This is a genomic window from Rathayibacter sp. AY1B7 (assembly GCF_002932735.1).
Taxonomy (GTDB): Bacteria; Actinomycetota; Actinomycetes; order Actinomycetales; family Microbacteriaceae; genus Rathayibacter.
This window is the reverse complement of the sequence record NZ_PSWK01000005.1, coordinates 1-22,604: the sequence shown is the minus strand read 5'-3', so window position 1 is coordinate 22,604 and position 22,604 is coordinate 1. Positions and strand designations below refer to the sequence as shown.

Here is a 22,604-nt window from a genome sequence, read left to right as displayed (position 1 = left end):
GATTCGCCACTTTTAGGACAACAGGAGACACATGGGAGCGCAACTCCGGGTCTACCGGTCGAAGATCCGCTCGGCCCAGACGACCAAGAAGATCACTCGGGCCATGGAGCTGATCTCGGCCTCGCGCATCCAGAAGGCGCAGAACCGCGTCGCTGCCGCGGCGCCGTACTCGAACGCGATCACCCGCGCCGTGTCCGCTGTCGCGACCTACTCGAACGTGGAGCACCCGCTCACGACCGAGCGCGAGAAGCTGGACACGGCCGCGATCGTGATCTTCACCTCCGACCGCGGCCTCGCCGGGGCGTTCTCCTCGAGCGTGCTCAAGGAGGCCGAGGAGCTGGCCGCGCTGCTGCGCAGCGAGGGCAAGGAGGTCGTCTTCTACCTGGTCGGACGCAAGGCGAACGCGTACTTCTCGTTCCGGAAGCGGGCCAGCGTCCGCGTCTGGACGGGCGGCACCGACCAGCCCGTGTTCGAGACGGCGAAGGAGATCGCGGACGCGGTCGTCGAGTCGTACAACCTCGATGACGAGGAGGGCGGCGTGGACGAGATCCACCTCGTCTACAACCGCTTCGTCAGCATGGTCACCCAGCAGCCGACCGTCGTCCGGCTGCTGCCGCTCGAGGTCGTCGAGGGCGCCGAGGAGCAGAACAGCGAGCTGTACCCGCTCTACGAGTTCGAGCCCGACCCCGAGACCGTCCTCGACCGCCTCCTGCCCGTGTACGTCGAGAGCCGCATCTTCAACGCGATGCTGCAGTCGGCGGCCTCGGAGCACGCGGCACGTCAGAAGGCCATGAAGTCGGCGAGCGACAACGCGGACACGCTGATCAAGACCTACACGCGTCTCGCCAACAACGCCCGCCAGACCGAGATCACGCAGCAGATCGCCGAGATCGTCGGCGGCGCCGACGCCCTGTCCTCCTCCAAGTAAGAGGGCTCCGCTCCACACAGTTTCGACTCCGCCCTCCGGGAGCGGTGAGACCACAGAAGGAAGTAGCAATGACACTGACCGCACCTGAGGCGGCGACCGGGACGTCGGGCGGGGCCATCGGCCGCATCGCCCGCGTCACTGGCCCCGTCGTTGACATCGAGTTCCCCCACGACGCGATCCCCGAGGTCTACAACGCGCTCTACACGCACGTCGAGGTCGAGGGCGTCTCGAGCAAGCTGACCTTCGAGGTCGCGCAGCACCTGGGCGACGACCTCGTCCGGGCCATCTCCCTGAACCCCACCGACGGACTCGTCCGCGGCCAGGAGGTCCACGACACCGGCCTGCCGATCTCGGTCCCGGTCGGCGACGTGACCAAGGGCAAGGTCTTCAACGTGATCGGCGAGGTGCTCAACGCCGACGCCGACGGGAAGATCAACGGAGAGTCGTTCGAGATCACCGAGCGCTGGCCGATCCACCGCAAGCCCCCGCAGTTCGACCAGCTCGAGTCCAAGACCGAGCTGTTCGAGACCGGCATCAAGGTCATCGACCTGCTCACTCCGTACGTGCAGGGCGGCAAGATCGGCCTGTTCGGCGGCGCGGGCGTCGGCAAGACCGTCCTCATCCAGGAGATGATCCAGCGCGTCGCGCAGGACCACGGTGGAGTGTCCGTGTTCGCCGGCGTCGGCGAGCGCACCCGTGAGGGCAACGACCTCATCGCCGAGATGGAGGAGGCGGGCGTCTTCGACAAGACCGCGCTCGTCTTCGGCCAGATGGACGAGCCGCCGGGAACGCGTCTGCGCGTCGCCCTGTCGGCACTGACCATGGCGGAGTACTTCCGCGATGTGCAGAAGCAGGACGTGCTGCTCTTCATCGACAACATCTTCCGCTTCACGCAGGCCGGCTCGGAGGTGTCGACCCTCCTGGGCCGCATGCCCTCCGCGGTGGGCTATCAGCCGAACCTCGCCGACGAGATGGGTGTGCTTCAGGAGCGCATCACCTCGACGCGCGGACACTCGATCACCTCGCTGCAGGCGATCTACGTCCCCGCCGACGACTACACCGACCCGGCGCCGGCGACCACCTTCGCCCACCTCGACGCGACCACCGAGCTCTCCCGTGAGATCGCGTCGAAGGGCCTCTACCCGGCCGTCGACCCGCTCACGTCCACCTCGCGCATCCTCGACCCCCGCTACCTGGGCGCCGACCACTACCGCGTGGCGACGAACGTGAAGCAGATCCTGCAGAAGAACAAGGAGCTGCAGGAGATCATCGCGATCCTCGGTGTCGACGAGCTGTCGGAGGAGGACAAGATCACGGTGTCGCGTGCGCGCCGGATCCAGCAGTTCCTCTCGCAGAACACCTACATGGCGAAGAAGTTCACCGGTGTCGAGGGATCGACCGTCCCGCTGAAGGACACGATCGAGTCGTTCGACGCGATCACAAAGGGCGAGTTCGACCACGTGGCCGAGCAGGCGTTCTTCAACGTCGGCTCGATCTCGGACGTCGAGGAGAAGTGGACCCAGATCCAGAAGGAGAACGGCTGATCATGGCCGGGACCCTGAAGGTCAGCGTCGTGTCCGCGAACGCCGAGGTGTGGTCCGGAGAGGCGAAGCAGCTCACGGCTCGCACGGTCGAGGGCGAGATCGGCATCCTCGCCGGCCACGAGCCGATGCTCGCGATCCTCGCCACCGGCGAGGTGCGCGTCACGGCCCTGGACGGCACGCGTCTCACCGCGCAGGCCGACGACGGCTTCCTGTCCGTCGAGAACGACGTGGTGACCGTGGTCGCCCGTCAGGCATCGCTGGTCTAGTACACCGCCGCTCACCGCGGCTCGGAGGGGCCGGACGATCATCGCGATCGTCCGGCCCCTTCGTCGTGCCGCCCGTCCCTCTTCTCCGAAGGAGTCCTGTGCACGTCCTGCTGCCACCGTCCGAGACGAAGCGCGACGGCGGCGACGAGCCGTTCGTGCTCGAGTCGCTCGCCTTCCCCGAGCTCCACGCGAAGCGGCGCGAGCTGGCGGAGGCGCTGATCGCGCTGGCCGGGGACCCCGAGCTCTCTGCCCGGGCGCTGAAGCTCGGTCCGCGTCAGTTCGGCGAGATCGATCGCAACGCGGGGCTCGCGACCGCGGCAGGTCTCCCCGCGGTCGACCGCTTCGACGGGGTGCTGTTCGATGCGCTCGACGCGCGCAGCCTCGATTCCGGTGCACGGGAGGTGCTCGGTCGGACGGCGATCGTGCAGTCCGCGCTCTGGGGGCCGATCCGCGCCCTCGACCTGATCCCTGCATACCGTCTGTCCCACGACTCCCGTGTGCCGGGCAGACCGCTCAAGCGGTGGTGGGCGGCGGAGGCCGGGCGGGTGCTGAGCGCGCTCGACGGGCTCGTCCTCGATCTGCGGAGCGAGGCGTACGCGGCGCTCGGACCGGTCCCTGCGGGCGAGGGGCGGTTCTTCGTCCGCGTCCGCTCGCGCGGGGCCGACGGCGTCCTCCGGTCGCTGAACCACTTCAACAAGCAGGGCAAGGGACGCTTCGTCAGGGCGCTGGCGGAGGACCGGGTGGCGACGGAGTCGCTCGGCGAGCTCTCGGCGTGGGCGGCCGGGCGCGGGTTCCTGCTCGCCGAGAACCGGCACACGGGAGAGCTCGACCTCGTCGTGCCGGAGTCGTAGGCGTCAGCGTCGGCGCCAGCAGCCGGTGAGGTGGTCGTCGACGATTCCGGCCGACTGCATCAGCGCGTACGCGGTGGTCGGTCCGACGAAGCGGAGCCCAGCGGCCTTCAGCGCTCGCGCGAGCGCCGTCGACCCGGGCGTCGTCGCAGGGACGTCGGCGGCTCGGACCACCCGGTCCTCGACGTCCGGATCGTGGAAGGACCACACGAGCTCGTCGAGCGCGCCCTCGCCTCTCTGCTCCAGGAGCGCGAGCACGGCCCGGGCGTTGTCCCGGGTGGCGATGATCTTCGCGCGGTTCCGGATGATGCCGCTGTCCTCCATCAGCCGCTCGACATCGGTGTCGTCGTACCGGGCGACGCGGGCCGGATCGAAGCCGTCGAAGGCCTCGCGGAACCTCGGCCGCTTGCGGAGGATCGTGATCCAGGAGAGGCCGGACTGGAACGCCTCGAGGGAGATCTTCTCGAACAGCGGGCGATCTCCGTGCAGCGGGGTGCCCCATTCCTCGTCGTGGTAGCGGCGGTACTCCGGATCCGCGCCGCTCCAGGCGCAGCGGACCAGGCCGTCCTCTCCCTCGACGAGTCCGTCGGCCGTGCTCATCGGTGGGGGATCCCCTCGTGATCGAGAAGCCAGGCTTTCGTGGCGACGCCCTCGCCCGCGCTGAAGCCGGTGATCCGTCCGTCGCTCGCGAGGACGCGGTGGCAGCCCACGATGATCGGCACCGGGTTCGCACCTACCGCTCCGCCGATCGGCCGGCCCGCCCGGGGGCGACCGGCGGCCGTGCCCAGTGCGCCGTAGGAGGTGATCTCCCCGAAGCCCAGAGCCTGGAGCCGCTGCCAGATCTCGAGCTGGAAGGGCGTGCCGCGCAGAGCGACCGGCAGATCGAAAGAGCGGCGGGTCCCGTCGAAGTACTCGTCCAGCTGCTCGACGGCCCGCAGGAGCACCGGGAGGTCCGACTCCGGGAGGTGCTCGTGCGGGAGCAGACCGGCCTGCTCGATGGCGAGCGAGACGATCGCATCGCCGTCGCTGCCCACTTCGATGCGGCCGAGGGGGCTCGTCGTCCGTCGGACGTGAAGGGGAGTCGTTCTCATGCGTCGAGAGTATCCGCGGGACTCCCCACCGACCGGCGGGAATCGGACACCGGTGCAGAACTCGGCCGATCGGTCCCTGTGGAGGGATTCCTGGGGGCCGGAGGGCGCCATCCGTGCGCCGGCGATTCGGTGTCGATGGGACCTCTCCCTCCACAGGCGGCGATCTCGAGATCCTTCCGATGATCCCGAGGGCCGTCGCTCTCGGCGGGTGCGAGGGTCGGCAGGATCGCAGCATGACCTCCTCAGCGATCTTCCTCCACCCCGCTCCCGCTTCGCGTGTCCCGGCCTCACCCGACGACGCCGCCCTGTTCCACGCCGCTCACGGGTCCCGGCGGGGTGCGGCCGAGGCGAGCCTCGTGCTCGTCCCGTTCCGGGCCGGCGCGCCGAGCGGCTCGCTCCGCTTCGAGCTGTCGGGGGCGGATCCGTCCCTGATCGCGCGGGCCAGCCTCGGTGCGCTCGGCCGGTTCGGGCGGGTGCAGCGAGCACTCGCGCTGGTGCATCCCGGCGAGGCGAGTCCGGAGTCGTGCGAGGGACTCGTCGCCGCCCTCGAGGAGCGTGCGCGCCGGCTCCCCGGCCTCGCCCTCCGCGTCGCCGTGCTCCCGTCGTCCGGCCGCGACGACGGGCTCGAGGCCGGCGACCGGGACGACCCGCGAGCGGTGGCCGCCGCGGTCGACCGTCTCCTCGACCGCCACCCGCGGGCCGAACTGCCCGACGTGCTGTTGCACGGCGTCGACGACCTCGTCCGGCGAGCTCTCACCGGTCCCGATCCCGAGGTCCGGCCGGCGGGCCTGGCTGCGCTCGTCGTGGCCGTGCAGCGCAGCCGCGGTGCGGACCGCGTGCTGCGGTCGGCGCGGAGCGGTGACCCCGGCGCGGCGGGAGCGCTCGCCCCGCTGCTCCGCCGTGCCGCCGTCGTCGCACCCGCGAGCGAGCGAGCCGGAGTGCTCGTCCTCCTCGCGCGGATCCTGGCCGGTGAGGGCCGTGCCGACGAGGCCGGACGGCTCGCCGACGAGGCCGTCGCTCTCGATCCGCACCACGCAGGTGCGCGCCGGGTCGCGGCCGCACTCGCCGCCGATCGGCGGGAGCGCGCCGCGTGAGGTCGCTAGAGCCGCGACCAGGCCTCGGTGAGAACGCTCCGGAGGATCTGCTCGATCTCGTCGAACTCGCGCGGGCCGATGGTGAGCGGCGGTGCGAGCTGCACGACGGGATCGCCTCGGTCGTCCGCTCGGCAGTACAGCCCCGCGTCGAAGAGCCCCTTCGAGAGGAATCCGCGCAGCAGCCGCTCCGACTCGTCCTCGTCGAACGTCTCCTTCGTCGCCTTGTCCTTCACCAGCTCGATGCCGAAGAAGTAGCCGTCGCCCCGGACGTCGCCGACGATCGGCAGGTCGAGCAGCTTCTCGAGCGTGGACCGGAAGACGGGCGAGTTCTCTCGCACGCGCTCGTTCAGGCCCTCCTCCTCGAAGATGTCGAGGTTCTCGAGCGCGACCGCGGCCGAGACGGGGTGGCCGCCGAAGGTGTAGCCGTGCGGGAAGACGACCTGACCGTGGCGGAAGGGCTCGTAGATCCGATCGCTGACGATCGTCGCGCCGATGGGGGAGTAGCCGCTGGTCATCCCCTTCGCGCAGGTGATCATGTCCGGCACATAGCCGTACTCGTCGCAGGCGAACATGTGCCCGATACGGCCGAACGCGCAGATCACCTCATCGGACACCAGCAGCACGTCGTGCTTGTCGCAGATCTCGCGGACCCTCTGGAAGTACCCGGGAGGGGGCGGGAAGCAGCCGCCCGAGTTCTGCACGGGTTCCAGGAACACGGCGGCCACCGTGTCCGGCCCCTCGAACTCGATCATCTCCTCGATGCGGTTCGCCGCCCACAGGCCGAACGCCTCCAGGTCGTCGCCGTGCTCGGGAGCCCGGTAGAAGTTGGTGTTGGGGACACGGAAGCCGCCCGGCACGAGCGGTTCGAACATCGACTTCATCCCGGGGATGCCCGTGATCGCGAGCGCTCCCTGGGGAGTGCCGTGATACGCGACCGAGCGCGAGACGACCTTGTGCTTGCCCGGCTTGCCCTGCAGCTTCCAGTAGTGCTTGGCGAGCTTGAACGCCGTCTCCACCGCCTCGCCGCCGCCGGTCGAGAAGAAGACCCGGTTCAGGTCGCCCGGCGCGTGGTCGGCGAGACGGTCGGCCAGCTCGATCGCCGAGGGGGTCGCGTAGGACCAGAGCGGGAAGAAGGAGAGCTCGGACGCCTGCTTCGCCGCGGCCTCCGCCAGTCGGCGCCGCCCGTGTCCCGCATTGACGACGAAGAGGCCGGACAGGCCGTCGAAGTACTTGCGCCCGGTGCTGTCCCAGATGTGGTGTCCCTCGCCGCGCGTGATGATCGGCACGCCCGCGCCCGAGTCCATCGTCGACTGACGGGTGAAGTGCATCCAGAGGTGGTCCTTCGCCTTCTTCTGCAGGGAGGCGTCGTCGGTCCCCCCAGGCGCGTCGGTCCCGCGGACGGGATCGCCCGACTCGAGGCCGGAGGTCGAGAAGGCTGTCTCGGTGGTCATCTTTTACCGCGTTCCCCAGTTGTAGAACTGCTTGTGGAGCTTCAGATAGACGAAGGTCTCGGTCGAGAGCACGCCGGGAAGCGACCGGATCTCCTGGTTGAGCAGGGCGATCAGATCGTCGTCGTTCTCGCACACGACCTCGGCGAGGATGTCGAAGGAGCCGGCCGTCAGCACGACGTAGTCGACGGCGGGGATGGAGGCGAGCCGGTCCGCGACGTCGCGGGTGTCGCCGGTGACGCGCACACCGATCATCGCCTGGCGGTAGAAGCCGAGCTGCATCGGATCCGTCACCGCGACGATCTGCATGACGCCCGACTCGGTGAGCTTCTGCACCCGCTGCCGGACGGCCGCCTCGCTCAGGCCCACGGCCTTGCCGATCTCGGCGTACGAGCGCCGACCGTCGGCCTGCAGCTGCTCGATGATCGCCTTCGACACCTCGTCGAGCTGGACAGGACGCTGAGAGGGCGGGCGAGACGGGGCCATGCGGCGATTCTGGCAGTCCACGGATGCCCGGGCAAGTGGATCCGCACGTCGGAGCTCGATCCGGCATCGGATCCGGTGGTCGGAGCGTCGACCCGTCTGCGCGACGGACATCGGGCGACAGCGATGGCGGCCGGCTCGGCGGAGGGCCGTCAGCGACTACCATCGGGAGGCGGCCGGGCACCCCTGGCGCCGGCGGTCACGGGCCGTCGGACCGGACGGCCGCAGGCCACGGGGATGCGAGGAGCAGCGATGACGCAGATCGGCCGCAGCCGCGCGTCCGTCACCGTCCCCGTCTCCGCCTGGAGCTCCGACGCACCCTCGGCCGAAGTCACCCTCGGCTGGGCCGCGCGCACCGAGACCGGCCACGTGCGCAGCGCGAACGAGGACAGCTACCTCGCCAAGAGCCCGCTCTTCGCTGTCGCCGACGGGATGGGCGGGCACGCGGCAGGAGAGGTCGCCAGCGACGCGGTCGTGTCGCGCCTGTCCACCGCGGCGCTCGGCGCGACCGTCGGAGCGGAGGAGATCGACCGGGCGCTTCGGGAGGCGGTAGGGGACATCGCCCGGCAGTCGCACACGGCCGACGTCGGCACCGGGACCACGGTCACCGGGATCGCGCTCACGGTGGTCGGGGGAGAGCCCTACTGGTCCGTCTTCAACATCGGCGACTCGCGCGTGTACCTGAGCGTCGCCGGGACCCTCGTGCAGCTCACCGTGGACCACTCCATCGTCCAGGAGCTGGTCGACGCGGGCCTGATCTCCCGCGACGAGGCCGACGTGCATCCGCACAGCAACGTGATCACCCGCGCGGTCGGCTTCCACGAGGCGCCCGTCCCCGACTACCGGCTCGTGCCCGTCCTCGCCGGATCGCGTCTGCTGATCTGCTCGGACGGACTCACGAAGGAGCTGACCGATGCCGGCGTCGGCCACCTGCTCAGCGGCACCGGCTCCGCTCAGGAGGCGGCCGACGCCCTGGTCGACGCCGCGCTGGACAACGGCGGGCGCGACAACGTCACCGTGATCGTCGTCGACGTCCTCGCGGTCACCGGCGACGAGGAGGCCGGCGCACCGGTCTGACGAGCAGCGCTCCGGCACGGGACGGCCGCGGTGGCGGTGCCGCCGGACCGCCCGCACGCGCCGAACGGCCGTACGACGGCCCTGCGCCTGCCGGTTCGCGTCGGGTTCGGCCGGCTCGGGGCTCCCCGCGCCGGCGCTGGGTACGATGGTGAGCGGAAGGGCGTTCTCGGTGATCTGCAGCACGTGTGGCTCCAACCTCGCTCCCGGGGCGATCCTCTGCGGCGAGTGCGGTTCGTCGGTGGCGGCGCATGCCACGACGGGTGCGTCCCGCCCCTCGTCCTCCGGCGACACGACGGTCCTCGATCCGTCCCGCCGTGCCTGGCTGCCGGGCCTGGCCCCCGGCCGGCACCGGCGTCCCGCCCCCGGCGCTCCGATGGCGCCGCCCTCGCAGGGGCTCGTGCGCCTCAGCTTCGCGACCGGGCAGCACGCGATCGTGACCGGCAACGGCCTGATCGGACGCCAGCCGCTCCCGGACCCCAACGAGACGTTCCGGCACATCCTCGCGATCCCGGATCCGTCGCGATCCCTCTCCAAGACCCACCTCGAGTTCGGCTTCGACGAGGGCGGGCTCTGGGTCAGGGACCGCTGGTCGGCCAACGGGTCCGTGCTGGTCGCGCCGACCCAGGCGCCGCTCCCGCTCGAGGCCGGCCGCCGCTACCGCGCGAAGCTCGGCAGCCGGATCCTGCTCTCCTCCGTCGAGATGGCGGTCGAGCGCGTCGACGGGTCCGCCGGCGGCTCGGGACGCCCGCCCCTCACCCGCTGACGGCAGGGCCTCCGGGGACCGAATCGGCGGTCGACACGGCCTCCGGGTGCGGAATTCGTGACGATCATGTTTCCGGATGAGCGTTCTCCTCCGTTCACCGTGACAGGTGGATGAGCGCTGTGCCAGTATTTCCCCACGTTCGGCCCCCGAGGCACGAGCCCCGACGCAGTCAGGAGCCCCCGCCATGACCCGTCCCCTCCCGAGGGATCCCGTCCTCCGCCGGGCCGTCGCCGCGGCACGCTCGCACGAGCGCGAGCGCCGGGCGGTCCTCTCGCGTCGGGCGGTCCTCGGCGGGATCGGCCTCGGAGCGGGTGCCCTCGCCCTGGCCGCCTGCGCCCCGCAGACCCGTGCCGCTCCGACCGCCGCCGCCGACGGATCGGCCGGCGACCCGCGCCTGGTGTGGGACAACTGGCCCGCCTACATGGACGAGGACGACGACGGGAACCACCCCACGCTCCAGGGCTTCGAGGAGCAGACGGGCATCGCGGTGACCTACAACGTCGCCGTCGACGACAACAACTCGTACTACGGCAAGGTGAAGGACCAGCTCGCGCTCGGGCAGTACATCGGCGCCGACACGGTCTGCCTGACGGAGTGGATGGTCTCGCGCCTGGTCCGCCGCGGCTACGTGCAGGAGCTCGACCACGCGAACATCCCGAACATCGCCAACCTCACCCCCTCGCTGGCGAACCCCGACTTCGATCCGGGCCGCCGGCTCTCCCTCCCGTACCAGGCGGGGTTCTCGGGCATCTGCTGGAACAGGGAGAAGCTGCCGAAGGGCCTCTCGAGCATCGAGGATCTGTGGGATCCGTCGCTCCGCGGCCGCGTCGGCGTGCTGAGCGAGATGCGCGACACGATCGGGCTCATCATGCTCGCTCAGGGGACGGACATCGCCGGCTCCTGGAGCGACGACGAGTACATGAACGCGATCGACGTCTTCCGCGAGCAGGTCGACGCCGGACAGATCCGCAACATCAAGGGGAACGCGTACCTCAACGACCTGCAGAACGAGGACACCCTCGCGGCGATCTGCTGGTCCGGCGACATCACCCTGATCAACGCCGAGGCCGGCGACAAGTGGGAGTTCGCCTTCCCCGACTCGGGCGGCGCACTCTGGAACGACACCTTCGTGGTCCCGATGGGCTCCGAGCGCAAGGCCAACGCCGAAGCCCTGATGAACTACTACTACGAGCCCGAGGTCGCCGCCGAGGTGGCCGCCTGGGTCAACTACATCACCCCCGTGGATGGAGCGAAGGACGTCATGGAGAGCATCGATCCGGAGCTTGCCGAGAACCAGCTGATCTTCCCCGACGAGGACACGCTCGCGCAGGCGCACGTGTTCCGGACCCTGACCGCCGCGGAGGAGAAGGAGTACCAGGCCGAGTTCCAGAAGGTGCTCCTGGGCATCTGATGGCGATCGGGACCTTCGCCGAGAGCGGCGCCGACCTCCAGCTGGTCGGGATCAGCAAGCAGTACCCGGGCTTCACGGCCATCGACTCCCTGGACCTCACCATCCCGGCGGGCTCCTTCTTCGCCCTGCTGGGCCCCTCGGGCTGCGGCAAGACGACGACGCTGCGCCTGGTCGCCGGGCTCGAGGAGCCCTCCGCCGGCCGGATCCTCATCGGCGGGCGGGACGTCACCGAGACGAAGACGTACCAGCGGCCCGTCAACACCGTGTTCCAGTCGTACGCGCTGTTCCCGCACATGTCGATCCTCGAGAACGTCGCCTTCGGCCTGAAGCGGCGGAGGATCGCCGACCCCGTCGGCAAGGCGCACGAGGCGCTCCGCCTGGTCGAGCTCGACCACCTCGCCCAGCGCCGCCCCGCGCAGCTCTCCGGTGGTCAGCAGCAGCGGGTCGCCCTCGCGCGCGCCCTCGTCAACCGGCCCGCCCTGCTCCTGCTCGACGAGCCGCTCGGCGCCCTCGACCTCAAGCTCCGCCGGCAGATGCAGCTGGAGCTCAAGTCGATCCAGGAGGAGGTGGGCCTCACCTTCCTCCACGTCACGCACGACCAGGAGGAGGCCATGACGATGGCCGACACCGTCGCGGTGATGAACAAGGGCAGGATCGAGCAGATGGGCGCGCCGGAGGAGCTCTACGAGCTCCCGCGCACCGCGTTCGTCGCGAACTTCCTCGGCCAGTCCAACCTCTTCACGGGTGAGGTGGTCGGCAGCACCGACCGCGCACTCACCGTCGACGCGGGCGGGCACCGGATCGTCGTGCCCGTCGCCCGCTGCGCCCGCACGAGCGGGGAGATCACGGTCGGCGTCCGCCCCGAGAAGCTCCTGCTGCTGACGCAGGAGCCGCCGACGGACTCCGGCCGGAACGTGCTCGGGCCCGGCCGCGTGGTCGACGTCTCCTTCGGCGGGGTCAGCACCCAGTACACGATCCGGATGCCGGGCCTGGGCCCGGTGGTCGTCTTCGCGCAGAACATGGTCTTCGGGCCGGTCGTCGGCGAGGGAGCGGAGGTGTGGGTCGGCTTCAGCACCGAGCACGGCTTCGGACTCGCGGACGAACCGGGCTCGGTCCCGCGCTTCGAGGCGGACGACTCCACCAGCGCCATCGCCGTGCAGCGCCGGGGGCTCCTGGCCGGTCGCAGCGGGGGAGCGTAGGCATGGCCTTCGCCGCCTTCGCCACGGGGCAGGCGGATCCTCGGGACGCTCCGGTCCGCCGGCGGTCGACGATCGCGCTCGTCCTGCTGCTGCCGGGCATCGCCTACATGCTGCTGTTCTTCCTGGCGCCGCTGATCTCGCTCGTGCTCACGTCCTTCCAGGCCGAGGTGCCGGACGGGGACATCGGCGAGTACGCCCCCGGGTTCGCCTGGCAGAACTACCTCGTGGTGATGGGCGACTACTGGCCGCACGTGCTCCGCTCCTTCGGCTACGCGCTGATCGCGACGGTGCTCGCGCTGGTGATCAGCTACCCGCTGGCCTACTTCATCGGAGTGAAGGCGCGGCCCTGGCCGCTGCTGCAGAACCTGCTCCTCACGCTGGTGATCGCGCCCTTCTTCATCAGCTTCCTGCTCCGGACGCTGGCGTGGAAGCAGATCCTCGCGGACGAGAGCCCGCTCGTGCAGGCGCTCAAGGCCGTGGCGGTCCTGCCGAGCGACGGCCACCTCACGGGGACGCCGATCGCCGTGATCTTCGGCATCACCTACAACTTCATCCCGTTCATGACGTTGCCGCTGTACACGACGCTCGAGCGCCTCGACGTGCGCTTCCTGGAGGCAGGGTCGGATCTCTACGCGCACCCCGCCTCCGTGTTCTGGAGCGTGACCGTCCCCCTGTCGATGCCGGGCATCGTCTCGGGCACGCTGCTGACGTTCATCCCCGCGGCTGGCGACTACATCAACGCGAGCCGGGACTTCCTCGGCTCGTCGCAGACCTCGATGGTGGGCAACGCGATCGAGGCGAACTTCCTCACGCTCGAGAACTACCCGGCGGCCGCCGCGCTCTCGATCGTGCTGATGGCCGTGATCCTGGTCATCGTCGGCTTCTACGTGAAGCGCAGTGGAACGGAGGACCTCCTGTGACCGCGACGGCCGACCGTCCGCTCGCGAGCGCCCAGGAGGCGCTCGGCGCGCCGCCCCCCGCCCCGGTCCGGGGCCGCCGCCGCTTCCGCGGCCTCGGGCTCGGCGTCTACACGGCGCTGGCGCTGCTCTTCCTGCTCATCCCGATCGGGTACACCTTCGTCTTCTCCTTCAACGACTCGGGGAAGAGCAACCTCGCCTGGCGCGGTTTCACCCTCGACAAGTGGGTGTCGGCCTGGACCAGCGAGGAGGTGATGACCGCCTTCGGGAACAGCCTGCTGGTCGGTGTGATCGCCACCGTGCTGGCCACTGCGCTCGGCACCATGATCGCCATCGCGCTCGTGCGGTTCCGCTTCCGGTTCCGGTCGGCGATCAGCCTGCTGCTGTTCCTCCCCATGGCGACTCCGGAGGTGGTGCTCGGAGCCGGCCTCGCCGCGCAGTTCCTCAGCGTGGGCGCCGAGAAGGGACTGGTCACGATCGTGCTGGCGCACACGATGTTCTGCATCAGCTTCGTCGTGGTCACCGTGAAGGCGCGGGTGGCGAGCCTGGACCCGAAGCTGGAGGAGGCGGGACGCGACCTCTACGCGTCGCCGAACCAGGTCTTCTGGCGGATCACCTTCCCGCTGCTGCTGCCCGGCATCCTCGCCGCGGCGCTGCTCTCGTTCGCGCTGAGCTTCGACGACTTCATCATCACGAACTTCAACTCCGGATCGGTCACCACGTTCCCGAAGTACATCTACATCGCGGCGGCGCGCGGCATCCCGGCGGAGGCGAACGTCATCGCATCGGCGGTGTTCGTCCTCGCGATCCTCGTGGTGGTGATCACGCAGGTCTCCGCGGCGGCCCGGGCGAAGCGCCTCGCGCGCGAGCAGTAGCTCAGGGCGTGCCGGGACGTGCGGTCAGACGTAGGAGGCGCGGATCGCGCCGACCGGGCGCCCGCCGCCCGACACGACCGGGTTCAGCCGCACCAGCACGTCGTTCGCCGCGGTCCGGTCCACCGCGTCCGCCTCGACCAGGAGCTTCAGTGCGACCACGGTCGCGGCGCGGAGGCTCCCGTCGAGGATCTTCAGGGCGACGGTGGTGCCGTCGGGCGAGGCCATCACGAGCACGCCCTCGGCGCCGAGCTTGGCGACCAGGCCCAGGCGCTCGATCACGACGGTGTTGTCCCGGCCCGGGCCGTCGATCGCCCACGCGTTCTCGAGGATCGCGGCCGTGAGGACGCCGGCCTGGCGGTAGAGGCCGAACGGTGAGGCGGGGGAGGAGGACACGATCCGCGAGACGCCCTTCGCCAGCGCGGTCAGAGGAAGGGCGTGCACGGGAGCTCCGCAGCCGTCGATCCCCGAGGCCACGACGCGCTCGCCGGTGAGGCGCTCGATCGTGTCGACGATGTGCTGCTGCAGCGGGTGCGTCCGCTCGAGGTAGTCCTCGGTGCTCCAGCCGTTCTGCACGCAGGCCAGCAGCATCGCCGCGTGCTTGCCCGAGCAGTTCATGTAGAGCGGGTCCGGAGTCGCGCCCGCCCGCAGCAGCTGAGCGCGGGTCCCGGAGTCGCCGGGCCAGTCGGCCGGGCACTGCAGGGCGGTGTGGTCCAGGCCGGCGCGGAAGAGCAGGTTCTGCACCAGCGCCACGTGCTGGGGGATGCCGGCGTGGCTCGCGGTGGCGATGACCGCCTCCGCGCCGTTCAGCTCGACTCCGGCGGTCATCACCGCGAGGGCCTGGAACGGCTTGAGGCAGGAGCGGGGGAAGACGGGAGCCGTCGGGGTGCCGAGGCTGCGGGCGACGCGGCCCTCGGAGTCGAGGAGGACGGCGGAGCCGGCGTGGCGCGACTCGACGAACCCGGATCGCTCGACGACGGCCAGCTCGACGGACTCGGCGACGGTGAAGGTTCCTGCTGGCATCCCCCCATCCTGCCCGATGCGCCGCCCGGTCCCGCGTTCCCGGAGACGCCGAAGGCCACCGGGGAGCGCCTCGGCGCCCGCGGTGGCCTTCGGAGGATCGCGCCTAGAGGGTGGCGAACGCGTCGGCGATGACCGACACGGCGTCGTCGAGCAGCTCGTCGGTGAGGGCGAGGCTCGGCAGGAAGCGGACCACGTTGCCGTAGGTGCCGGCGCTCAGCACGAGGACCCCGTGCTGGGCGGCGTAGTCGATGATCGCCTGGACCGCGACGGCGTTCGGCTCCTTCGTGGTGCCGGCGGTGCCGGGCTGCACGAGCTCCATCGCCATCATCGCGCCGATGCCGCGGACGTCGCCGATGATGTCGTAGCGCTCCTGCAGGCCTCGAAGCGCCGCGCCCAGGCGTGCGCCGATCCGATCGGCCTCGGCGAGGAGGCCCTCGCGCTCGATGCGCTCGAAGACCGCGACGGCGGCGGCGGCGGCGACGGGGTTCCCGCCGAAGGTGCCGCCCAGCCCGCCGGCCTGCGCCGAGTCCATGATCTCGGCGCGGCCCGTCACGCCCGCGAGCGGCAGGCCGCCGGCGATGCCCTTGGCCGAGAGGACGAGGTCGGGGACGAGGCCGAGGTGCTCGCTGGCGAACCAGGCGCCGGTGCGGGCCATGCCCGACTGGATCTCGTCGGCGACGAAGACGATGCCGTTGGCCGTGCACCACTCCTGCAGTGCCGGGAGGAAGCCGTCGGCGGGGACCATGAAGCCGCCCTCGCCCTGGATGGGCTCGGCGACGAGGCAGGCCAGGGCGGACGCGCCGACGGTCTTCTCGAGGTACGAGATCGCGCGCTGGGCGGCCTCGGCTCCCGACAGGCCGTCGTGGTACGGGTACGAGCTCGGCGCACGGTGGACGTCGCTGGCGAAGGGTCCGAAGCCCAGGCCGTAGGGCAGCGCCTTGAAGTTCATGGCCATCGTGAGGTTCGTGCGTCCGTGGTACGCGTGGTCGAGCACCGCGACGCCGGGGCGGCCGGTGTGCTTGCGCGCGATCTTGACGGCGTTCTCGACCGCCTCGGCACCGGAGTTGACCAGGACGGTCTTCTTGGCGAAGTCGCCGGGGGTGTGCTGGGCCAGCAGCTCCGCGACGCGGATGTAGGGCTCGTACGGAGTGACGGTGAAGAGGGTGTGCGTGAGGCGCGCGAGCTGCTCCGCGGCGGCCGCGACGACGGAGTCGTCGGTGTGCCCGATCGTCGTCACGCCGATGCCGGCGCCGAGGTCGATGAAGCTGTTGCCGTCGACGTCGACCAGGATCGCGCCGTGCGCGCGGTCGATGTAGACGGGGAGCGCGGTGCCGACGCCGGTGGGCACGACGGCGAGGCGGCGCTCGTGCAGGGCCCGGGATCGCGGCCCGGGGATCTCGGTCGCGACGCGCCGCTCCTGGGGGACTGCGGACGTGGGAACCTGGGGGGCGAGCGTGTCTGTCATGGTCCTCGGAGTCTACCCGCGGGGGTTCCGCGTCCAGAGGTCCAGACCGGCGCGACCGGCCTGATCCACCGCCGTCGAGGAGGAGCCCGATGAAGTCCGAGCACGAGTACGCGGTGTCCGTCGTCTGGGAGGGCGACCGGGGCACCGGCACGAGCGGCTATCGCGAGTACGGGCGCCAGCTGACCGTCACGGCGGAGGGCCCGGCGCCCATCCTCGCCTCGGCCGACACGCCCTTCCGGGGCGACGCCGACCGCTGGAACCCGGAGCAGCTGCTCCTCGCGGCGCTCGCGCAGTGCCACCTCCTCTCCTACCTGCACGTGGCGGTCAAGAACGGAGTCGTCGTCACCGGCTACACGGACGACGCGGTGGGCTCGATGCTGCAGGAGGGGGAGAGCGGCCGCTTCACCTCGGTGACCCTCCGGCCCCGCGTCACTGTCGCCGAGGAGTCGATGGTGGCGATCGCCCAGACGCTGCACGCCGAGGCCTCCCGGCTCTGCTTCATCGCCAACTCGGTGAACTTCCCCGTCGCCCACGAGCCGGAGGCGTCCGCGCGCTGAGGCTCAGCGGCGCTCGTGCGGGAGCGCCCGGCGGATGCGCTCGACCGTGGTCGTCGGCGGCGACTCGTTGTACGCACCGGCGAGCTCCTGCCCGGAGAGCGCGTGGACGGCCGCCATCACCTCGTCGGTGGCGTGGCGTCGGGCGCGGCCGGAGTCGGCGGAGCCGTGCCGCGAGAGGTCCAGCGGAGCCCCGAAGCGGACCGTGATCCGGTGCAGGCGCGGCACCCTCGTGCCCACCGGCTGGAGCTCCTGCGTGCCGATCATGCCGACGGGGACCACCGGCGCGCCCGTGGTGAGGGCGAGCCATGCCACTCCGGTGCGGCCCTTGTAGAGGCGCCCGTCGCGGGAGCGGGTGCCCTCGGGGTAGACGGCGAACGCCTCGTCCCGCTCGAGGATCGCCCGGCCGAGGTCCAGCGCCTCCTGAGCGGCCTGGCCGGCGCCGCGCTCGACCGCGACGGCTCCGACGCTCGTGAAGAAGGCGCGAGAGAGGGCGCCCCGCACGCCGGTCCCCGTGAAGTAGTCCGACTTGGCCAGGAACTGCACCGGCCGCGGGGCGAGCAGCGTCAGCACCGGGGAGTCGATGAACGAGAGGTGGTTGGCCGCCAGGATCACGCGTCCCTCGGCCGGGACGTTGTCGCGCCCCTCCACGATCGGCCGGTAGACCAGCCGGCCGACGACGCCGATGGACAGGCGCGCCAGACGCGCGGAGAGGCCGATCCCCGGGGGAGTCGGCCTCTCGTGGTCGTCGTCGATCCGCATTCCGACGAAGCTACCGGGGCGTCCATGCCGCTCCGGTCATGCGGCGGATCAGCCGAACTGGGCGAGCGCCTCCTCGATGACCGTCGCGGCGTCGTCGATGAGCTCCTCGCTGATGACCACGCTCGGCATGATCCGCAGCACGCTGTCCCAGCTGCCCGCGTCGAGGACGATCACGCCGTTCGTGGTGGCGTGCTTCAGGATCGCGGTGAGCGCCTCCGGGTACTGCTTCTTCGTGCCCGGGTGGACGAGCTCGACGCCCCACATCGCGCCCTTGCCGCGGACCTCGCCCACGACCGCGAAGCGCTCGGCCCAGTCGCCGATCCGCGCCTGCAGCAGGCGCTCGACCCGCTGCGCCTCCTCCAGCAGGCCCTCGGACTCGATCGCCTCGAACGTCGCGAGCGCCGCGGCGGTGGAGACGGGGTTGCCGCCGAACGTGCCGCCGATGCCGCCGGGCTGCACGGCGTCCATGATCTCGGCGCGGCCGGTGACGGCGGCGAGCGGGAAGCCGCCGGCGATGCCCTTGGCCGTCGTGATGAGGTCCGGGACCACGCCGTGGTGCTCGATGGAGTACCAGGTGCCGGTGCGGGCGATGCCGGCCTGGATCTCGTCCGCGACGAAGACGATGCCGTTCTCGGTGCAGAACTCGGACAGGCGGCGGAAGTAGCCCGGCGCCGGGATGATGATGCCGCCGTCGCCCTGGATCGGCTCGACGAAGAGCGCGGCCAGCTCCTGCGCGCCGATGTGGGTGGTGATGTAGTCGATGGTGCGCTCGGCCGCCTCCTCGCCCGTCATGCCCTCGGGGTCGCGGAACGGGTAGCTGATCGGGAGGCTGTAGATCTCTCCTGGGAAGGGGCCCATGCCCGCGCGCTCCGGCCAGGGGCGGTAGGTCATCGCCATCGTGAGGATGGTGCGGCCGTGGAAGGCGTGGTCGAGCGTCGCGATGGCGCGGCGGCCGGTGAACTTCCGCGCGATCTTGACGGCGTTCTCGACCGCCTCCGCGCCGGAGTTCACCAGGATCGAGTGCTTCTCGAAGTCCCCGGGGGTGATCTCGGCGAGCTTCTCGGCGACCCGGACGTAGTTCTCGTACGGAGTGACGGTGAAGAGGGTGTGCGTCAGCTTCTCGGCCTGCGCGGCGGCCGCCGCGGCGACCGCGGGGTGCGCGTGGCCGATGGTGGTCACTCCGATGCCGCAGCCGAGGTCGATCAGGCGGTTGCCGTCGACGTCGACCAGGACCGCGCCCGACGCGTGGTCCATGTAGATGTTCGCGAGCGTCCCGGCGCCGCGGGAGACGCTGGCGACGCGGCGCTCCTGGAGGGCGACGGAGCGCGGGCCGGGGAGCTCGGTGACGAGCTCTCGGGACTGGGGGACCGAGAATTCACGCATGCCCCGATGGTAGGCCTGGGACCGTTCGAGGACCCGCACCCAGCGCGTTGCGAGGCGCGCCGTGCAGGATGGAGGCGATCCCCGAACGTCCACCGGCCGCCGCCGGTCACGAAAGGTGCCCCTGTGCGCAGAACCCTCGCGATCCTCGCCGTCCTCGGCGCCTCCCTGAGCCTGGCGGCCTGCACCCCCGGGGAGCCGGATGCAGCGCCGTCCGCCTCCGCCACCCCGCTCGGCTGCGCGACCGAGGGCGAGGCGACCGCCGCGGTGCAGACCAGCGGCGACTTCGCCACCAAGCCGGTCACCGTGTTCCCCAGCCCGGTCAGCGTGGACGCCACCGAGCGCTCCGTCGCGATCGAGGGCACCGGCGAGGAGGTCGCCGAGGGCGACACCGTGCTGGTCGACTACACGCTCTACAACGGGACGAGCGGTGCCGAGTTCTCGGCGAGCAGCTACGCGTCCGGTGGCCGCGCGGCCTTCGAGGTCGACACCGACCAGTACCTCGCCGGCCTCGTGAAGGCCGTCAACTGCGCGACCGTCGGCTCGCGCGTCGTCGCCGTCGTTCCCCCGGCCGACGCGTTCGGCGACGCCGGGCAGAGCCAGTTCGGCATCGCCGCGACCGACTCGATCGTCATGGTGATCGACGTCGAGCAGATCGTGCCGACCGCCGCCGACGGCGAGCCGCAGCCCCCGGTCGACGGCCTGCCGACGGTGGCGCTCGCCGAGGACGGGGCGCCCACCGTCACCATCCCCTCGACCGACCCGCCCGCCGACCTGCAGCTCGCCGTCCTCAAGAAGGGGAGCGGCGCGACCGTGGCCGACGGCGACCAGCTGATCGTGCAGTACCAGGGCGTGGTCTGGGGAACCGGCGAGGTGTTCGACCAGAGCTGGGGGAAGCCCGCTCCCGCCGCCTTCGGCACCGGCGACGTGATCGAGGGCTTCAAGGAGGCCGTCGTCGGCCAGACCGTCGGCTCGCAGGTGCTGGTCACCATCCCGCCGTCGAAGGGCTACGGCGACCAGGGCAACCAGAACGCGGGGATCAGCGGGACCGACACCCTCGTCTTCGTGGTCGACATCCTCGCCATCAGCTGACCGGGAGGCGCTGGGTGCTCCGTGCCAGGATGGGCGGATGCGCAGGGTCATCATCCTCGGCTCGACCGGGTCCATCGGCACGCAGGCTCTCGACGTCATCGGCGCGAACCGCGAGCGGTTCGAGGTCGTCGGCCTCGCCGCCGGCTCGAACCGGGCGGCGGTCGCCGAGCAGGCGTCCGCGTTCGGCGTCGAGCACACGGCGTTCGGTGCGGAGGAGGCCGAGCAGCTGATCCGCTCGGTCGACGCGGACGTCGTGCTGAACGGGATCACCGGCTCGGTGGGGCTCGGCCCGACGCTCGCGGCGCTCGAGGAGGGCAGGACGCTCGCTCTCGCCAACAAGGAGTCGCTGATCGTCGGCGGCGAGCTCGTCACCTCGCTCGCCGGTCCCGGCCAGATCGTGCCGGTCGACTCCGAGCACTCCGCGATCGCCCAGGCCCTCCTCGCGGGCGAGCACCGCGAGGTCCGCCGCCTGGTGCTGACCGCGTCCGGCGGGCCGTTCCGGGGACGCGACCGCGCCTCCCTCCGCGACGTCACCCCGGCGCAGGCGCTCGCGCACCCGACCTGGGACATGGGCCTGGTCGTCACGACCAACTCCTCCACCCTGGTCAACAAGGGGCTCGAGGTGATCGAGGCGCACCTGCTCTTCGACGTCCCCTACGACCGGATCGACGTCACCGTGCACCCGCAGTCGGTGATCCACTCGATGGTCGAGTACGTCGACGGCTCGACGATCGCCCAGGCCTCGCCGCCGGACATGCGGCTCCCGATCTCGCTCGGCCTCGACTGGCCGCACCGCGTCGCCGGGGTCGGCGTCCCGCTCGACTGGACCCGCTCCCACTCCTGGACGTTCGAGCCGCTGGACGAGGAGGCGTTCCCCTCGGTCCGGCTCGCGAAGCGCGTCGGGGAGGCGGGCGCCTCCTACCCGGCCGTGTTCAACGCGGCGAACGAGCAGGCCGTGCAGGCGTTCCACGCGGGGCGGATCGGCTACCTCGACATCCTCGAGACGGTGGAAGCGGTGGTCGACGCGCACAGCGTCGACGGCACGCTGACCCGCGAGTCGCTGGCCGCGGCGGAGGAGTGGGCGCGCCGCACGGCGGACGAGCGGATCGCCGGAGTCTGACCAGGGGTCATCCGGACGGGCTCCGTCCCCGCGGATCCGTGTCGGCGGACGTCGCGCCGCTGATCCGCTCGGCCGCGGAGTTCATCGGATCCGTGCAGGCGCACCCCAGCGTGGACGGGCGGGCCCGGCCTACAGTGTGTCGGTGGAATCCGTGCTGCTCTTCGTCCTCGGCGTCGTCATCGTCGCCGTCGGCGTCGCCCTCTCCATCGCCCTGCACGAGGTCGGGCACCTGCTCCCCGCCAAGCTGTTCGGGGTCAAGGTCACGCAGTACATGATCGGGTTCGGGCCGACCCTCTTCTCCCGGCGCCGAGGCGAGACGGAGTACGGCGTCAAGGCGATCCCGCTCGGCGGCTACATCGCCATGATCGGCATGTACCCGCCGAAGCACCCGGGGGACCGGCCCAAGGAGTCGAGCACCGGCTTCTTCAACGGCCTGGCGTCCTCCGAGGCCCAGCTCGAGGAGCCCCGGCGCGGCGCCTACGCCACGATGATCGACGAGGCCCGCGCCGCCAGCGCCGAGACGATCGGCGACGGCGAGGACCACCGCGCGTTCTACCGGCTCCCCGTGTGGAAGCGCGTGATCGTCATGGCCGGCGGCCCCTTCATGAACCTCGTGATCGCCACGGTCCTCTTCACCGTCCTCCTCTGCGGCATCGGGATCCCGCAGAGCACCAGCACCCTCGCCGCGGTCTCGCAGTGCGTGGTCCCGGAGTCGCAGCGCGCGACCGCGACCTGCACCGCCGACGACCCGCTGGCACCCGGAGCCGCGGCGGGCCTGCTGCCGGGAGACACGATCACGGCGATCGACGGCACTCCGGTGAGCACCTGGAACGACCTGACCCCGATCATCCAGCGCTCCGCGGGCGTCCCGCTCAGCGTGTCCGTCCAGCGCGACGGCGCCCCGCTGACCCTCACGATCACCCCCGCCGAGAACGAGGTCGCGGTGACCGACGCGAACGGCGCCCCCGTCACCGACGCCTCCGGTGCGATCGAGACGCAGACGGTCGGCTTCATCGGCATCTCGCCCACGTCGGCCCTCGCGCAGCAGCCGGTCACCGCGGTGCCCGAGACGGTCTGGTCGAACATCACCAGCGTCGCCCATGTGATCCTCAACCTGCCGCAGCGCCTCATCGACGTCGCCCAGGCGGCGTTCGGCTCGGAGGCGCGCGACGCCAACGGCCCGATCAGCGTCGTCGGAGTCGGCCGGATCGCGGGCGAGATCGCCGCCTCCGACCAGCTCCCCGTCGTGTCGAAGGTGCAGACGATG

Annotated in this window: 23 protein-coding genes; 15 read left to right on the top strand and 8 right to left on the bottom strand. The window is 71.1% G+C overall.

Going from position 1 to position 22,604, the window contains the following annotated elements:
* The first annotated feature begins 31 nt into the window (after positions 1 to 31).
* The 4 genes from C5C95_RS04275 (at position 32) to C5C95_RS04260 (ending at position 3,589) form a co-directional block, all read left to right on the top strand.
* Positions 32 to 928: a F0F1 ATP synthase subunit gamma gene (locus tag C5C95_RS04275; RefSeq protein WP_104223024.1), complete on the top strand. Its 897-nt coding sequence runs from the start codon at positions 32 to 34 to the stop codon at positions 926 to 928.
* Positions 929 to 996: 68 nt separating this feature from the next.
* Positions 997 to 2,472 carry a F0F1 ATP synthase subunit beta gene (atpD, locus tag C5C95_RS04270; protein WP_104223025.1) on the top strand — a complete coding sequence of 492 codons (1,476 nt, stop codon included), beginning with the start codon at positions 997 to 999 and terminating at the stop codon, positions 2,470 to 2,472.
* A gap of 2 nt (positions 2,473 to 2,474) precedes the next feature.
* A complete protein-coding gene (locus tag C5C95_RS04265; RefSeq protein WP_104223026.1) occupies positions 2,475 to 2,738 on the top strand; it encodes a F0F1 ATP synthase subunit epsilon in 264 nt (87 codons plus the stop codon).
* Between the two features lie 98 nt (positions 2,739 to 2,836).
* Complete coding sequence (locus tag C5C95_RS04260) at positions 2,837 to 3,589, top strand: YaaA family protein (protein ID WP_104223027.1); 753 nt, start codon at positions 2,837 to 2,839, stop codon at positions 3,587 to 3,589.
* 3 nt (positions 3,590 to 3,592) lie between these two features.
* On the opposite strand, the gene C5C95_RS04255 is transcribed toward C5C95_RS04260, so the two are convergent.
* Positions 3,593 to 4,186: a DNA-3-methyladenine glycosylase I gene (locus tag C5C95_RS04255; protein ID WP_104323879.1), complete on the bottom strand. Its 594-nt coding sequence runs from the start codon at positions 4,184 to 4,186 to the stop codon at positions 3,593 to 3,595.
* Positions 4,183 to 4,677 carry a methylated-DNA--[protein]-cysteine S-methyltransferase gene (locus C5C95_RS04250; protein ID WP_104223029.1) on the bottom strand — a complete coding sequence of 165 codons (495 nt, stop codon included), beginning with the start codon at positions 4,675 to 4,677 and terminating at the stop codon, positions 4,183 to 4,185. The genes C5C95_RS04255 and C5C95_RS04250 overlap by 4 nt, the downstream gene beginning before the upstream one ends.
* A gap of 233 nt (positions 4,678 to 4,910) precedes the next feature.
* Here C5C95_RS04250 and C5C95_RS04245 point away from each other — a divergent pair, with 233 nt between their 5' ends.
* The gene (locus tag C5C95_RS04245) at positions 4,911 to 5,771 is read left to right on the top strand and encodes a hypothetical protein (protein ID WP_104323878.1); all 861 of its coding nucleotides are present in this window, start codon (positions 4,911 to 4,913) and stop codon (positions 5,769 to 5,771) included.
* A 5-nt stretch (positions 5,772 to 5,776) separates the two neighbouring features.
* On the opposite strand, the gene C5C95_RS04240 is transcribed toward C5C95_RS04245, so the two are convergent.
* The gene (locus tag C5C95_RS04240; RefSeq protein ID WP_104262499.1) at positions 5,777 to 7,222 is read right to left on the bottom strand and encodes an aspartate aminotransferase family protein; all 1,446 of its coding nucleotides are present in this window, start codon (positions 7,220 to 7,222) and stop codon (positions 5,777 to 5,779) included.
* A gap of 3 nt (positions 7,223 to 7,225) precedes the next feature.
* On the bottom strand, positions 7,226 to 7,705 hold the full coding sequence (locus C5C95_RS04235; protein ID WP_104223032.1) for an Lrp/AsnC family transcriptional regulator: 480 nt from the start codon (positions 7,703 to 7,705) through the stop codon (positions 7,226 to 7,228).
* 249 nt (positions 7,706 to 7,954) lie between these two features.
* Here C5C95_RS04235 and C5C95_RS04230 point away from each other — a divergent pair, with 249 nt between their 5' ends.
* The 6 genes from C5C95_RS04230 to C5C95_RS04205 all read left to right on the top strand — a co-directional run bounded on the left by C5C95_RS04230 (position 7,955) and on the right by C5C95_RS04205 (position 13,944).
* On the top strand, positions 7,955 to 8,779 hold the full coding sequence (locus C5C95_RS04230; RefSeq protein WP_104225583.1) for a PP2C family serine/threonine-protein phosphatase: 825 nt from the start codon (positions 7,955 to 7,957) through the stop codon (positions 8,777 to 8,779).
* A gap of 238 nt (positions 8,780 to 9,017) precedes the next feature.
* Positions 9,018 to 9,542 (top strand): hypothetical protein, encoded by a 525-nt coding sequence (locus C5C95_RS04225; RefSeq protein WP_104223034.1) that lies wholly within the window; start codon positions 9,018 to 9,020, stop codon positions 9,540 to 9,542.
* 184 nt (positions 9,543 to 9,726) lie between these two features.
* The gene (locus C5C95_RS04220) at positions 9,727 to 10,953 is read left to right on the top strand and encodes a PotD/PotF family extracellular solute-binding protein (protein ID WP_104323877.1); all 1,227 of its coding nucleotides are present in this window, start codon (positions 9,727 to 9,729) and stop codon (positions 10,951 to 10,953) included.
* The gene (locus tag C5C95_RS04215) at positions 10,953 to 12,152 is read left to right on the top strand and encodes an ABC transporter ATP-binding protein (protein ID WP_104323876.1); all 1,200 of its coding nucleotides are present in this window, start codon (positions 10,953 to 10,955) and stop codon (positions 12,150 to 12,152) included. The genes C5C95_RS04220 and C5C95_RS04215 overlap by 1 nt, the downstream gene beginning before the upstream one ends.
* A gap of 2 nt (positions 12,153 to 12,154) precedes the next feature.
* Positions 12,155 to 13,072: an ABC transporter permease gene (locus C5C95_RS04210; protein WP_104323875.1), complete on the top strand. Its 918-nt coding sequence runs from the start codon at positions 12,155 to 12,157 to the stop codon at positions 13,070 to 13,072.
* A 116-nt stretch (positions 13,073 to 13,188) separates the two neighbouring features.
* Positions 13,189 to 13,944, top strand: a complete 756-nt coding sequence (locus C5C95_RS04205; protein WP_258060352.1) for an ABC transporter permease — start codon at positions 13,189 to 13,191, stop codon at positions 13,942 to 13,944.
* Between the two features lie 24 nt (positions 13,945 to 13,968).
* Here C5C95_RS04205 and C5C95_RS04200 read toward each other — a convergent pair whose 3' ends face one another.
* On the bottom strand, positions 13,969 to 14,964 hold the full coding sequence (locus C5C95_RS04200; protein WP_104223039.1) for an asparaginase: 996 nt from the start codon (positions 14,962 to 14,964) through the stop codon (positions 13,969 to 13,971).
* A 103-nt stretch (positions 14,965 to 15,067) separates the two neighbouring features.
* Entirely contained in the window at positions 15,068 to 16,429 is a 1,362-nt protein-coding gene (gene gabT / locus C5C95_RS04195) for a 4-aminobutyrate--2-oxoglutarate transaminase (protein WP_104223040.1), read from the bottom strand.
* A gap of 89 nt (positions 16,430 to 16,518) precedes the next feature.
* Between gabT and C5C95_RS04190 the strand changes: the two genes are divergently transcribed.
* Positions 16,519 to 16,986 carry an OsmC family protein gene (locus C5C95_RS04190; RefSeq protein WP_104223041.1) on the top strand — a complete coding sequence of 156 codons (468 nt, stop codon included), beginning with the start codon at positions 16,519 to 16,521 and terminating at the stop codon, positions 16,984 to 16,986.
* Between the two features lie 3 nt (positions 16,987 to 16,989).
* On the opposite strand, the gene C5C95_RS04185 is transcribed toward C5C95_RS04190, so the two are convergent.
* Together C5C95_RS04185 and C5C95_RS04180 are read right to left on the bottom strand one after the other, a co-directional pair.
* Positions 16,990 to 17,745 carry a 1-acyl-sn-glycerol-3-phosphate acyltransferase gene (locus C5C95_RS04185; protein ID WP_104323874.1) on the bottom strand — a complete coding sequence of 252 codons (756 nt, stop codon included), beginning with the start codon at positions 17,743 to 17,745 and terminating at the stop codon, positions 16,990 to 16,992.
* A 48-nt stretch (positions 17,746 to 17,793) separates the two neighbouring features.
* Positions 17,794 to 19,128, bottom strand: a complete 1,335-nt coding sequence (locus C5C95_RS04180) for an aminotransferase class III-fold pyridoxal phosphate-dependent enzyme (protein WP_104323873.1) — start codon at positions 19,126 to 19,128, stop codon at positions 17,794 to 17,796.
* 123 nt (positions 19,129 to 19,251) lie between these two features.
* Between C5C95_RS04180 and C5C95_RS04175 the strand changes: the two genes are divergently transcribed.
* The 3 genes from C5C95_RS04175 to C5C95_RS04165 form a co-directional block, all read left to right on the top strand.
* Positions 19,252 to 20,217, top strand: coding sequence for an FKBP-type peptidyl-prolyl cis-trans isomerase (locus C5C95_RS04175; RefSeq protein ID WP_159939270.1), 966 nt, complete (start codon positions 19,252 to 19,254; stop codon positions 20,215 to 20,217).
* Between the two features lie 37 nt (positions 20,218 to 20,254).
* Entirely contained in the window at positions 20,255 to 21,337 is a 1,083-nt protein-coding gene (gene dxr / locus C5C95_RS04170) for a 1-deoxy-D-xylulose-5-phosphate reductoisomerase (protein WP_104223045.1), read from the top strand.
* A gap of 142 nt (positions 21,338 to 21,479) precedes the next feature.
* A partial coding sequence (locus C5C95_RS04165; protein WP_258072618.1) for an RIP metalloprotease occupies positions 21,480 to 22,604 on the top strand: 1,125 nt, incomplete at its 3' end.

Bases quoted from the DNA above. Each gene is read 5' to 3' on its own strand.
- C5C95_RS04275 (WP_104223024.1), top strand. From the start codon at position 32: ATGGGAGCGCAACTCCGGGTCTACCGGTCGAAGATCCGCTCGGCCCAG.
- atpD (WP_104223025.1), top strand. From the start codon at position 997: ATGACACTGACCGCACCTGAGGCGGCGACCGGGACGTCGGGCGGGGCC.
- C5C95_RS04265 (WP_104223026.1), top strand. From the start codon at position 2,475: ATGGCCGGGACCCTGAAGGTCAGCGTCGTGTCCGCGAACGCCGAGGTG.
- C5C95_RS04255 (WP_104323879.1), bottom strand. From the start codon at position 4,186: ATGAGCACGGCCGACGGACTCGTCGAGGGAGAGGACGGCCTGGTCCGC.
- C5C95_RS04250 (WP_104223029.1), bottom strand. From the start codon at position 4,677: ATGAGAACGACTCCCCTTCACGTCCGACGGACGACGAGCCCCCTCGGC.
- C5C95_RS04245 (WP_104323878.1), top strand. From the start codon at position 4,911: ATGACCTCCTCAGCGATCTTCCTCCACCCCGCTCCCGCTTCGCGTGTC.
- C5C95_RS04240 (WP_104262499.1), bottom strand. From the start codon at position 7,222: ATGACCACCGAGACAGCCTTCTCGACCTCCGGCCTCGAGTCGGGCGAT.
- C5C95_RS04235 (WP_104223032.1), bottom strand. From the start codon at position 7,705: ATGGCCCCGTCTCGCCCGCCCTCTCAGCGTCCTGTCCAGCTCGACGAG.
- C5C95_RS04230 (WP_104225583.1), top strand. From the start codon at position 7,955: ATGACGCAGATCGGCCGCAGCCGCGCGTCCGTCACCGTCCCCGTCTCC.
- C5C95_RS04220 (WP_104323877.1), top strand. From the start codon at position 9,727: ATGACCCGTCCCCTCCCGAGGGATCCCGTCCTCCGCCGGGCCGTCGCC.
- C5C95_RS04215 (WP_104323876.1), top strand. From the start codon at position 10,953: ATGGCGATCGGGACCTTCGCCGAGAGCGGCGCCGACCTCCAGCTGGTC.
- C5C95_RS04210 (WP_104323875.1), top strand. From the start codon at position 12,155: ATGGCCTTCGCCGCCTTCGCCACGGGGCAGGCGGATCCTCGGGACGCT.
- C5C95_RS04200 (WP_104223039.1), bottom strand. From the start codon at position 14,964: ATGCCAGCAGGAACCTTCACCGTCGCCGAGTCCGTCGAGCTGGCCGTC.
- gabT (WP_104223040.1), bottom strand. From the start codon at position 16,429: ATGACAGACACGCTCGCCCCCCAGGTTCCCACGTCCGCAGTCCCCCAG.
- C5C95_RS04190 (WP_104223041.1), top strand. From the start codon at position 16,519: ATGAAGTCCGAGCACGAGTACGCGGTGTCCGTCGTCTGGGAGGGCGAC.
- C5C95_RS04185 (WP_104323874.1), bottom strand. From the start codon at position 17,745: ATGCGGATCGACGACGACCACGAGAGGCCGACTCCCCCGGGGATCGGC.
- C5C95_RS04180 (WP_104323873.1), bottom strand. From the start codon at position 19,128: ATGCGTGAATTCTCGGTCCCCCAGTCCCGAGAGCTCGTCACCGAGCTC.
- dxr (WP_104223045.1), top strand. From the start codon at position 20,255: ATGCGCAGGGTCATCATCCTCGGCTCGACCGGGTCCATCGGCACGCAG.